This is a genomic window from Bradyrhizobium rifense (genome assembly GCF_008123425.1).
Classification (GTDB): Bacteria; Pseudomonadota; Alphaproteobacteria; order Rhizobiales; family Xanthobacteraceae; genus Bradyrhizobium; species Bradyrhizobium rifense.
Genome location: NZ_VSSS01000014.1, coordinates 1 through 11,537, shown reverse-complemented (window position 1 = coordinate 11,537; position 11,537 = coordinate 1). Strand labels below are relative to the sequence as shown.

13 protein-coding genes and 1 pseudogene are annotated in these 11,537 nt (G+C 62.6%); 11 read left to right on the top strand and 3 right to left on the bottom strand.

All coding sequences use genetic code 11. The annotated features are described in order from the left end of the window. Positions 1–7: 7 nt before the first annotated feature. The gene (locus tag FXB40_RS07300) at positions 8–436 is read right to left on the bottom strand and encodes an organic hydroperoxide resistance protein (RefSeq protein WP_148771533.1); all 429 of its coding nucleotides are present in this window, start codon (positions 434–436) and stop codon (positions 8–10) included. A 31-nt stretch (positions 437–467) separates the two neighbouring features. Next, entirely contained in the window at positions 468–1,250 is a 783-nt protein-coding gene (locus FXB40_RS07295) for an aspartate/glutamate racemase family protein (RefSeq protein ID WP_187436717.1), read from the bottom strand. A gap of 291 nt (positions 1,251–1,541) precedes the next feature. On the opposite strand from FXB40_RS07295, the gene FXB40_RS07290 reads away from it, so the two are divergent. The 11 genes from FXB40_RS07290 (at position 1,542) to FXB40_RS07235 (ending at position 11,236) form a co-directional block, all read left to right on the top strand. Further along, on the top strand, positions 1,542–1,829 hold the full coding sequence (locus FXB40_RS07290; protein WP_148771531.1) for a hypothetical protein: 288 nt from the start codon (positions 1,542–1,544) through the stop codon (positions 1,827–1,829). Next, positions 1,814–2,962 carry an ABC transporter substrate-binding protein gene (locus FXB40_RS07285; protein WP_148771530.1) on the top strand — a complete coding sequence of 383 codons (1,149 nt, stop codon included), beginning with the start codon at positions 1,814–1,816 and terminating at the stop codon, positions 2,960–2,962. The genes FXB40_RS07290 and FXB40_RS07285 overlap by 16 nt, the downstream gene beginning before the upstream one ends. Before the next feature lie 42 nt (positions 2,963–3,004). Further along, entirely contained in the window at positions 3,005–4,048 is a 1,044-nt protein-coding gene (locus tag FXB40_RS07280; RefSeq protein ID WP_148771529.1) for a branched-chain amino acid ABC transporter permease, read from the top strand. Continuing rightward, entirely contained in the window at positions 4,045–5,814 is a 1,770-nt protein-coding gene (locus FXB40_RS07275) for a branched-chain amino acid ABC transporter ATP-binding protein/permease (RefSeq protein WP_148771528.1), read from the top strand. The genes FXB40_RS07280 and FXB40_RS07275 overlap by 4 nt, the downstream gene beginning before the upstream one ends. Further along, on the top strand, positions 5,811–6,524 hold the full coding sequence (locus FXB40_RS07270) for an ABC transporter ATP-binding protein (RefSeq protein WP_148771527.1): 714 nt from the start codon (positions 5,811–5,813) through the stop codon (positions 6,522–6,524). The genes FXB40_RS07275 and FXB40_RS07270 overlap by 4 nt, the downstream gene beginning before the upstream one ends. Before the next feature lie 438 nt (positions 6,525–6,962). Further along, on the top strand, positions 6,963–7,421 hold the full coding sequence (locus FXB40_RS07265; RefSeq protein WP_148771526.1) for an Hsp20 family protein: 459 nt from the start codon (positions 6,963–6,965) through the stop codon (positions 7,419–7,421). A gap of 71 nt (positions 7,422–7,492) precedes the next feature. Then, entirely contained in the window at positions 7,493–7,813 is a 321-nt protein-coding gene (locus tag FXB40_RS07260) for a hypothetical protein (protein ID WP_148771525.1), read from the top strand. A gap of 15 nt (positions 7,814–7,828) precedes the next feature. Then, positions 7,829–8,050 carry a hypothetical protein gene (locus FXB40_RS07255; protein ID WP_148771524.1) on the top strand — a complete coding sequence of 74 codons (222 nt, stop codon included), beginning with the start codon at positions 7,829–7,831 and terminating at the stop codon, positions 8,048–8,050. 317 nt (positions 8,051–8,367) lie between these two features. Continuing rightward, the gene (locus FXB40_RS49840; RefSeq protein ID WP_283812887.1) at positions 8,368–8,493 is read left to right on the top strand and encodes a hypothetical protein; all 126 of its coding nucleotides are present in this window, start codon (positions 8,368–8,370) and stop codon (positions 8,491–8,493) included. 372 nt (positions 8,494–8,865) lie between these two features. Then, complete coding sequence (locus FXB40_RS07240) at positions 8,866–10,371, top strand: adenylate/guanylate cyclase domain-containing protein (protein WP_148771522.1); 1,506 nt, start codon at positions 8,866–8,868, stop codon at positions 10,369–10,371. A gap of 298 nt (positions 10,372–10,669) precedes the next feature. Continuing rightward, positions 10,670–11,236, top strand: a complete 567-nt coding sequence (locus FXB40_RS07235; RefSeq protein ID WP_246207431.1) for a peptidoglycan-binding domain-containing protein — start codon at positions 10,670–10,672, stop codon at positions 11,234–11,236. An 84-nt stretch (positions 11,237–11,320) separates the two neighbouring features. On the opposite strand, the pseudogene FXB40_RS07230 reads toward FXB40_RS07235, so the two are convergent. Next, a pseudogene (locus tag FXB40_RS07230) lies at positions 11,321–11,537 on the bottom strand (hypothetical protein); the annotation flags it as partial.

The window sequence follows — 11,537 nt, the reverse complement described above, 5'->3', positions numbered from 1 at the left end:
ATCCGCCTCAAACCACCGTCAGTTTCACGTCAATATTGCCACGGGTTGCGTTCGAATAGGGGCAGCGTTCATGCGCGCCGGCAACGACCTCTTCGGCCACTGCCTTCTCGACACCAGGCAGATTGACCTTCAGCTCGACAGCGAGCGCATATCCAACGGGAACCGGCCCCATCGCGACCTTCGCGGTCACGGACGGCTCGGCGGAGGGCGCCACCTTCCGCGTCCGCGCGACGAGCTTGACTGCACCGAGAAAGCACGCGGCGTAGCCGGCCGCAAAGAGCTGCTCGGGATTGGTGCCTTCGCCGCCAGGGCCGCCCATCGATTTCGGCAAGGACAGCGACACCGACAGCAGACCGTCGACGCTGGCGGCCTTGCCGTCCCGACCTCCGGTCGCCGTCACCTCAGTCTCGTACAGGATCTTTTCGGGAGTCATCATGACTTGTTCTCCAAGACTAGCTTATCCGGGATTAACGGCTGTTACGGGCGAGCAACGCGCGGAAATCAGCGCGCGCCTGGGCGCTGGCCCGCCTGAAGCTCGGCCCGCGGCTTGGTTCGGTGCCATTGAGCTGCCGGAGCTGCACCCACATCTCGGCGCTCTTCAGCGCCACGGCTGCGCAATTGACCACCGGCGCGTGGCCAACCTTCAGGCCATGCTCCTTCCCGATCAGGAGGCCAGGCAATACGCCGGCGGGGATCACGACATCCGCGCCGCGCTCGACCAGAGGAAGCGCGCAGGCGACAAAATCCTCGATCATGCGGGCTTGCGCAGCATTGTCGCCGGCAAACGCATCGGCGAAATCTTCCGGCTTGCAGCCAAGACCGGTCACGTGGACCACGCGACCGCCGAGGCCGTGACGTTCGGCCTGCTCGTAGTGCCAGACCTCGAAGACGGGATCGAGCGTGACAAGGCCAAGTCGGCGGCCGAGCTGCGAGGCCGCCAGCAACGTCGCCTCGCCGGTCCCGATCACGGGAATGTCGAGCGCCGAACGCAGCTCATAGAGGCCGGGATCCTGAAAATGCCCCATGACAAAGGCATCGAACCCGCCCTCCTCCGCCGCGATGCCGTTGTCGATGGCCTGGACGGCGCAGCGCAATTCCGCAAGCCGTCCGAACTCGCGGTCCGGCGGACTGATGCCCTCGACGTGAACCGTCGTGCCTGGTGCAGCGATGTTGTTGAGGTATTCCGACAGCCGCGCCATGTAGGGCGCGTTGACGCTCGCATCAACGAAGCTCTGCCAGAAGATGCGCATCGTCCTTCTCCTCAAGCGGTGGTCGGAGGATCGGTCGTCGTCTGCCGATGAATATATTTCAACCATAAACTAATTCACGCGTCAAATGCGCGCGGCAGAGCCGACAACCGACACCGTCACGGCCAGGCGGGCACGGCGTTTTCGTCCGGTCGAGGAGCAGGGAAACGCCGCACACTGACGAAATTGTATGCAACAACATTTTTTTCTGACAGCCCCGTGACACGTGTTGACGGCGCCACCGACAATACTTTAGGCTTTAAGTAATTCCTCGCCGGTCAGGGACCGGTGGCCATGACAATGATGTTGCAGGGCACCGATTTTGAGAGACTCAATCGTGTGGACAGTCGCCGTGCTCGAACAGCCGGCAGTGACAGCATCGCCGGTCCGTGGTTCGCGCGGCAAGCAACATCATGGCTGCTGAGCGCCCGGGCGAGCACACTCTCTTCGGTCGCGCCCGGCATTTGGCGCCGCAGCAATGTTTTCAATCGGTTGGTTCGTCGTTCGGAGTCCCCGCGCGGCGGCATCGAAGCATTCCTATCCAGCATCAACGGAGGAGAACGCAAATGCGCAAGACTCTGAGCTTACTTGCACTTGTCGCCGGCGTGGTCGCAGCTCCGGCTGCGCAGGCCGACATCACTATCGGCTTCGTTACCTCACTCAGCGGCAACGGCTCGTCGATCGGCATCCCCTATGGGCGCGGCATCAACGCGGCCTATGAATACAAGAAGACCATCAACGGCGAAACCATTCGCCTGATCCAGCTCGACGACGGCTCCGACCCGTCGGCCGCGACCCGCAACGCGCGCAAGCTGGTGGAAGAAGAGAAGGTCGACCTGCTGATCGGCACCGCGACGGCACCGTCGACCATCGCCATGGCGGCGGTGGCGAGCGAGCTGAAGGTGCCGATGATCGCGGTCTCGCCGATCGGCAAGCTGCCGGAAACACCCGAGCAGTGGGTGGTGTCGGTGCCGCAGCCGGCGTCCCTACTCGTCAAGATCGTCGCCGATCGCATGAAGCGCGATGGCATGAAGAACATCGGCTATATCGGCTTCTCCGATGCCTGGGGCGATCTCGTCTACAACGGCGCCAAGGCTGCCGAAACCGCCGGCGATATCAAGATCCAGACCAACGAGCGATACGCCCGCACCGACACCTCTGTCACCGCACAGATTCTGAAGGTGCTTGCCGCCCGGCCGGACGCCGTGCTGGACGGCGGCTCCGGGACGCAAGGCGCGCTGCCTCTGCTCAGCCTCGCCGACCGCGGCTTCAAGGGAAACACCTACGGCACGGTCGCGCTGGTCAATCCGGACTTCGTCAATGTCGGCGGCAAGGCGGCCGACGGCATCCAGGTCTCCGCCGGTCCGGTGATCGTCGCCGAGCAGCTGCCCGACGAGCACTTCGCCAAGAAGATCGCGCTGGATTTCCGAGCCGTCTACCAGAAGACCCACAACATTCCGACCACCGACGGCTTCTCAGCCTACTCCTTCGACGCCTGGCTGATTTTCGCCAATGCCGCCGAGCGCGCGCTCAAGACCGCGAAACCCGGAACGGCGGAATTCCACACCGCCCTGCGAGACGCGATCCTCAGCACCAAGGAGCTGCCGGGCGTCCATGCCGTCTATAACTTCAAGCCGGGTTCCGTGACCGGCGTCGACGAGCGCTCGCTCGTCGTGGTGCGCCTGAGCGGCGGCGCCTGGAAGTACGCACCGTAGTCGGACGGCGGCAGGCAGTCAGAACGGGGGAACGGCGTCTCAATGACGAGTGACATCGCAGCCATCCTTGGGATCGACGGAATCGCCACCGGCGCAGTCTATGCACTGGTGGCGATCGGGACCGTCCTCATCTTCACGGTGACACGGGTCATCTTCATTCCCTTTGGCGACATCGCCGCATTCACCGCGCTGACGCTGGCAGCCCTCGATGCGAAGCGTTTTCCCGGGACCGGCGCGCTCGTCGTCATCCTCGCGTGCCTCGCGACCCTGATCGAGATCATCTCGCTGCTGCGCTCCGGCGAGCTTCGCTTGCTGCCGCGTGCCCTTCTTTTTTATCTCGTACTTCCGCTCGCCGTCGTTGGCGTCGCCTGGCTGACAATGCGCGCCGATCCTCCTCTCGCCGTCAGACTCGTCCTGGCCTTGATGCTGATCACGCCGATCGCACCGCTGCTGGACCGGATCGTGTTCCGTCCCATCGCGGACGGAACAGTGCTGTTGCTCCTGACGGTCTCCGTCGCACTGCATTTCGCACTGGTGGGCCTCGGCCTGCTGTTCTTCGGCCCCGAAGGTGTCCGGACCGAACCGCTGACCTCGTTCTCGACCGAGTTCGCCGGCGCGCTGGTGTCGGGCCAGACCATGCTGATCGTGATCGCGGCCCTCGTCTTCAGCGGACTGCTCTATCTGTTCTTCGACTTTACGCTGGTCGGAAAATCGCTGCGTGCCACGGCTGTGAACCGGACCGGTTCGCGCCTGATGGGGATACGGCCCGCCCGCGCCGGCACGATCGCCTATCTGCTGGGATCGCTGATGGCCGGCGTCTCCGGAATCCTGATCGCGCCGGTCAACACGGTGTTCTACGATTCCGGCTTCCTGATCGGCCTCAAGGCCTTCGTCGGCGCCATTGTCGGCGGCATGACCAGCTATCCCGGTGCTGCGATCGGCGCCGTCGGCGTCGGCATCCTCGAAAGTTTTGCGTCCTTCGAGAGCAGCGCGCTCAAGGACGTCATCGTGTTCTCGCTGCTGATCCCGATCCTGATCTGGCGATCCCTCGCCTCGCTGCATTCCGAGGAGGAGATCGAGGAATGACGCGCCTTCACGTTCAACTCGCGGCAATGGCGGCGGTGGTGTGCCTCGCGCTCGCGCCTCTGGTCCTGAGCCCCTTCAGCATCACGCTGATGAACTATATCGGCATCTATTCGCTGGTTGCCATCGGCCTTGCGCTACTCACCGGCGTCGGCGGTATCGTGTCGTTCGGACAGGCTGCGTTCGTCGGCATCGCGGCCTATGCGACCGCCTGGGTCTCCGCATTGAACGGATACTCTCCATGGCTCGGCCTCCTGTTCGGCGTGGCGCTGACCTGCTGCGTCGCGGCCATCCTCGGCGTCGTTACGTTGCGGCTTCAGGGCCATTTCCTGTCGCTCTCGACCGTTGCCTGGGGTCTCGCCATCGGCTTCCTGTTCGGCAATGTCGAGGGGCTCGGCCGCTTCAACGGCATCTCGTCGATCCCGCCGATCAGCATCGGATCGTTCGCGCTGGTCTCGAGCGCGCAGATCTATTTCCTGATCTGGGGCATCGTCGCTACCGTCCTCCTGCTCGGATACAATCTGCTGGACTCCAGGCTCGGCCGCGCCATGCGCGCGCTGCGCGGCGGCAATACGCTGGTCGAGAGCCTCGGCATCAACGCCTTCCGGATCAAGCTCGTGACCTTCGTGATCGCGGCCTTTCTGGCTTCGCTCTCGGGGTGGCTCTACGCCCATATGAGCCGCTTCATCAGTCCGGGTCCGTTCGATGCCGGCATGGGTATCGAATATCTGATGATGTCGATGGTCGGCGGCGCCGGCAGCCTGCTCGGCGGCGTGGTGGGTGCCGCCGTCGTCACCCTGCTCAAGAACAGTGTGCAGGACTATCTGCCGCTGATTGCCAAGGGCGCCTCGGGGCAGCTCGAGATCGTCGCCTTCTCCGCGTTGTTCATTCTGTTCCTGCAATGGGCGCGGCAGGGCATCGTCCCCTTCGTTGCGCGCCATTTGCCGAAGATCAAACGCGAGCGGCCGCAGCCTGCGCCGCCGCTGCCGCGTCGCCCCCAACCGACGCCGGGCGAGCTGCTTCTGAAGGTCGATGGCGCCGAGCGTCGATTCGGCGGCCTCGTCGCGGTCAACAATGTCAGCTTCGAGGTCCGCTCCGGCGAGATCCTCGCGGTCATCGGCCCGAACGGCGCCGGCAAGAGCACGATGTTCAACTGCCTGACCGGCGCGCTGCGGGTCAACAAGGGCGAGATCGTCTTTGCGGGGCGTCCGATCACGCGTGATCCTCAATCCCGCATCGCCAAGGCCGGCGTCGCCAGGACCTTCCAGCATGTGAAGCTGCGGCCGCGCATGAGCCTCCTCGAAAACGTGATGCTCGGCACCTACGCCCGCACACGCACCGGCTTGTTCGCCGGCGCCTTCCGCCTCAACCAGCATGAGGAGGCCAGCACCCGGCACGAGGCCATGATGCAGCTCGAACGCGTCGGGCTCGGCGAAAAGCCATTTGAGCTCGCAGGCAATCTGCCGCTCGGCAATCAGCGTATCCTCGAGATCGCCCGCGCACTCGCCGCCGATCCTGCCCTGCTCGTCCTCGACGAGCCGGCCGCGGGCTTGCGCCGCCAGGAGAAGCTCAGGCTTGCGGAGTTGCTCCGCTCGCTGCGCTCCGATCATCTGACCATCCTGATCGTCGAGCATGACATGGAGTTCGTGATGTCGCTGGTCGACCGCATCGTGGTGCTCGATTTCGGCTCCAAGCTTTGCGAAGGCGCGCCAGCGGCGATCCGCAGCGACGAGCGGGTTCAAGAGGCCTATCTCGGAGGCGTCGCGTGAGCGAGATGTTTGCCATGACGGATGTGACCGTCTGCTACGACAATGTCGAGGCGGTCCGCAACGTCTCGCTGTCGATCGAAGAAGGTCAGATCGTCACCGTGATCGGCCCGAACGGTGCCGGCAAGACCACGCTTCTGATGGCCGCCATCGGGCTGCTCGCCTCGCGCGGCCGCATGGTGTTTCAGGGCAACGACGTCGGAAAAATGTCCGTCGAGGATCGCGTCGAGCGCCGGCTGTGCCTTGTCCCGGAGAAGCGCGAGCTGTTCTCCGACATGTCGGTCGCCGACAATCTCCTGCTCGGCTCCTACAGCCTGCGCGACCGCTCGGGCGTCCAGAAGACGCTGGGCGAGGTCTATGATCGCTTCCCTCGCCTGAAGGAACGGCAACGCCAGGCGGCAGGCACCCTCTCCGGCGGCGAGCGCCAGATGCTCGCGCTCGGGCGCGCGCTGATGGCCAAGCCGAAACTGCTCATGCTGGACGAACCCAGCCTCGGTCTCGCGCCGCTGATCGTGCGCGAGATCTTTCGCACCATCGCGTCGCTCCGCGACCTCGGCGTCTCGATCCTGCTGGTCGAGCAGAACGCCCGCGCCGCGCTGGAGACGGCCGACTACGGCTACGTGCTCGAGACCGGCGAGATCGTGCAGTCCGGCCCCGCCAGGGATCTCATCCACGATCCCAAGCTGATCACGGCCTATCTCGGCGGACACTAGCGCCGGTCAGGATCAGGCCCGGCGAGCCTCCCGACACAGAAATAGCGAAAACAACCCCATGCACAGTAGCCGGTGGCAGCGACATCAATCGCTTAGTCGCAACAATTGCGGATTTTACGAAATCCACTTGATCCGTCGGGCAAAACAGTGGCATGATGCCATGCTCGCCGCTTGTGGGATGGCGGGGGCTTCAACCGCCGACCCTCATCTCCCGGATATCCGATATCAACCGTCAAACGCAAACTCGCTTCGTTGCACCTTGACGACGGGTCCAGCGATTTTTTTTAAACCCCTCTTGAAACCAAAATCAGCTTTGCTAATTTTCTTGTCGCCATCGGACGGATGGCGTCCGGGCGCCTCACGGGCCCGGGCCAAGAGACGGGCACCGGCTGTGTCCGGTGCCGCTCGTAGACATCTTGCTCTTAGGAGGATTTGGCTATGCGCACCTACGATTTCGCTCCTCTCTGGCGCTCGACCATTGGTTTCGACCGCCTTTTTGACCTCGCGGAAACGGCTCAACGGGCCAGCGAGGACAACTACCCGCCCTACAACATCGAACGGCTGGCTGACGACCGCTACCAAATTTCGCTGGCGGTTGCGGGTTTTGCGCCCGAAGACATCGAGATCACTGCCGAGCAGAACGTAGTCACGGTCGAGGGCAGTAAATCCGACAAGACCGAGCGTGATTTCCTCTACCGCGGTATCTCGACCCGCAGCTTCAAGCGTCAGTTCAGCCTCGCCGAATATGTCGAGGTCAAAAGCGCCGCGTTCGACAATGGCTTGCTGACCATCGAACTCGTTCGCGAGATCCCGGAAGCCATGAAGCCGCGCCGTATTGCGATTGGTGATGCCTCGACCGGCAACGTGCGGAGGCTTGAAGCCAAAGCCGCCGCCTAGCCCAAGCGCCGCGGGGGCCGCGCTGCAAGTCGTGCGGCTCCCATCCATTCGTCCATGAAAAGGAGAAGACCATGCGGCCGACGACCGCTGACGACAACGTTTTCGACTTCAACGCGCTGCTTCATCCCGGTACGGTGTTTGAAACGCCGCAAGACGTCCTGAATCATCCGGCCCTAACGTCGGCCGAGAAGCGCGCAATTCTGGCTTCATGGGCGTCCGACGCATCTGCGATAGCCTCTTGCCCGTCGATGCGCGCCCCTGCCGGGCTCAAAAAGCCGGTATCGATCGATGACATATTGGAAGCGCTATGCGCCCTGGACGGTGGCCCTCGAACGCCACCCGGTGGAAAGCCTTACCGCCTCCGTTCGACTGAACGTGCGGCCGCGGCGTGAACTTCGGAGGCCCAGATGACAATGGATGAAAAACTGGCGTGCCTTCGTGCCCATCGCAACAATATCCACCGCTACCGCCGTCTGCTGAGCACACGCTTATCAGATCTTGAACGCGAGTTCTTGATCAAGCGCCTGTCGGAGGAGCAAAGCGCAATTGATGCGCTATCGGCGACAACTTTCCCGTTTTCTATAAATTTCGGCGGTCCAACCCCCGGTGCAGCATCCAGGGTGGCTTAGCTTCAATGCTGGAGCTTATGTTGATCGATCGCAATCGTCGTGGTTGGGAATGGCGGGTTTGCGACCAGTCTGGCACTGTCCTGGGTAAGGGCCGTGAGAGAACGCGAATGGCCGCGAGATATCGCGGCTATCAGACGATGTTTCTATTGCTCGCAAGCGGAGCCCGATTAATCGATCCGGGGCCGTTAGCGCCCTAAGGTGAGCTTACGGTTACGCAGTTAAACCCTTCCGGCAGCTCCTCGCGGCAATCGCGGAACGTGGAATTACGGTGACAGTGGTGGACGGCACGCAACCCCACTCAACCCGCGTCTAGTTGAGTGCACTGGCACCGTAATCCTTCCTACGGCTACGTGCTCGAGACCGGCGAGATCGTGCAGTCCGGCCCCGCCAAGGATCTCATCCACGATCCCAAGCTGATCACGGCCTATCTTGGCGGGCACTAGAGCGCGCCGGGATCCCGCGAGCAGCACAATAAAACGATCGAAGGGCTCACCAGGCAGTGCACCGATAAATCGAGGTACTCAGTAAGGGGCACGCCTCGTGTCCGCTTGTCCGCCCATGCATGCGTTGGTTGCTTGCGACGAGGGTGGAGCCGAGGATACATTGGTGCGCTGTCGCGGAGCATCGCTTCAAGTGCCCGCACGGGCAGCTCGACGCACCGACTTGCTGATCGTGCTTGCCGATACGGCCGACCCGGCTACCGCTCAGTGACGAGAGTTTGCACTCCTGCGCGCAGGCAGGCGGGTTGCCGCCGCCGCCGGTCTTGAAATGGACGAGCGGAGCAGCGGCTGAAGTCAGTCCATAGGAGGCTTGAGATGAGTGCCCCGTCTCCGGTCAAGGAGACTCTCCTGAGCCAACGCCTCGGCGCGCTCGGATCGGCAAGAAGCTGGGCCCCGAATGTTCTCTCGGATCTCGAACGCTTCATCCGTACCGCCGACGACTACGATCTCTTTCGCGTCAACCCGATCCAGTACGGCCGCCTCGTCGGTCTGTCCGAGGCAGACGCGATAGAGCTGTACGTGCACACCGCCAAGGTGGGCCTGTTCGAGATGGACTGGCTGCTCATCTGCGCCTATTGCCCGCAGGTCGCCGGCAGCTTTCGCGAGCTCGACCAGGTCCATCCACGCTTTCAGTGCGCGTTCTGCAACGCGGTCAACGATGCGTCGCTGGACGACTACATTCAGGTTACCTTTACGGTCTCGAGCGGCGTGCGCGACATCATATTTCGCCATCCCGAAATGCTGACTGTTGAGGACTTTTACCTGCGCTACAGCTTTTCGAAAGGTTTCATCGCTCCGCACGGGATGACGCACCAGCAGCTTGTTGCTGCGCTCTCGCGCGGATTCGCCGATATCAAGGCCCATGAGCACCGCAGCTTCGACTTCGATGTCACAGCTGGCCGTTTCGAGGTGCTGGACCTCTGCCACAAACTCCTTGTGGTCTTCTTCGCGGGCGGGGAGCCGGCAGAACGGCAAGAGACGCTGGTCCAGCTCGAGTCGGGCCGCTTTCTGCTACCGGACCGCCCCACGGCACCGAGAGACATGGTCCTCGGCGACGGACGTTTTTCGTTCCGGCAGACGGCCGATCTCAACCCAGGCAAGCACACCATCCGGATCGAGAACCGCACTGGCGATTGCGGTCGCTTCTGGTTCGTCCAGTATCCCCCGGGTTTCACGCCCCATCTGGTCGAATATGAACCGTTCCTGTCCGGCAAGCGGTTGCTGCTCACCCCGAGCTTTCGCGAACTCTACAAGGCGCAGCTGGTGGATGAGGGCGAGAGCATCAATGTCTCGGACATGACTTTCCTGTTCACCGATCTGAAGCAGTCGACGCCGCTGTATGAAAGCGTTGGTGACGTGAACGCGTATTTTTTGGTTCGTCAACACTTCGAGATTTTGAACAGGATCATCCGGGAACGATCCGGCACCATTATCAAGACGATCGGCGACGCGGTCATGGCCGGATTCGAGCGTCCCCAGGACGCCGTTTGCGCCTCCATCGAGATGATCGAAGAACTGTCGCGATTCAACCGGACCGCTTCGCGGCCGCTCGGCCTCAAGGTCGGTGTCCACAAGGGTCGAGCGATTGCGGTGACGCTCAACGACCGGATCGACTATTTCGGGCAGGACGTGAATATCGCCGCACGCGTGCAAGGTCTCGCCGATGTCGACGAAATCTGCATCAGTGCAACGGTGATGGAGGCACCGGGCGTCAGTGACATCGTCAACTCGCGCTCGGTATCGCGCAACTACGAGAACCTGAAGGGCATCGGTCAAAAGATGGAAGTCCATCGCATGACGATCACCTCGACGCAGATATAAACGACCGCGGTGCGGCCGCGAGGCGAAGGCCGACTGTTCCTCGACGACAGACCGAAATCGTCCGCTCTGAGTCCACGCCCCCAGGCGGCGTTGGGCCTAACCGTCCGCGTCAGCATCGGAAAGCTGGCAAGGATGCCGCCGCGGTCCATCGCCGACTTCTTGTTGGGCAGTCTCAGCGCAATGTCGTGTAACAACCGACGCCTGCTAGGGAACAATTGCCCCCCGTAACAGTTGCCAGCGACGAAACCCGGAGTTGACCTTTGATTTAGACGCCGCCGGACGTTCGAGTGTCACAGCGGTGCTGTTTGAACCGATACAGGTGTTCAACGCGAAATCATTGCGAGACTCAAGATCAGCGAAGAATATGCCATTGCGTGTCTTCATCCTCGCATTATCAGTCTTGGGAATTCTCGTCGGTGCAAATGCCGCCACAGCCGGTCCGAGCACGGCCGACCGCGAGCTGATCGCATCCGTCGATCCGACGATGGTGGCAGGCGAGGCAAGTCAGGAAACCGAAGATCAGATCGGCCTCAACAAGGGACGGCGTCGCGACGTACAGCGCCGGCTGACCGGTCTCGGTTTCGACACCAAGGTCAACGGACGCTTCGACGGGTCGACCCGCGCCGTCATCACGCGCTGGCAGGCGGCACGCGGCTATCCCAGAACCGGCTTCCTGAACCTGGTGCAGCATCAGGCGCTACTGACCGAGTCCGCCTCGGCGGCGCCTGCCAGCCTCAGCGGTAGCGACAAATCTGATGCCGACCATTCGGCCCGTCGTCGCACGGGTGCTCACCATCACAACGGTGGGGGCGGCCCCGGCGGACTGATCGGCGGCGTGGTCGGAGGACTGTTCGGACGCAGGTGACCGAAGGCGGCGCAGTCCATTAGCTCCGCCGACCAATCCGAATTTATGGGTTCACGCCCTGGTTTTTTCCACACTCTCGGTTCTCTAAGACTTGGGCCGCACCATCCGCGTCAGCATCGGAAAATGCTTGTTGCCGCCTGCGAATGGCGGGAACTGGACGAAGTCTGCGCGCATGCGCTTGATCACATCGGAGCCGAGCGCGTGCGCGAGGGCTTGCGGCTGTCGAATACCAGCTTGTTGCGCTGCATGTGCTCGACGCGCTGCGATGGCAGCCACGGTGACCTGTCTCTTATACACATCT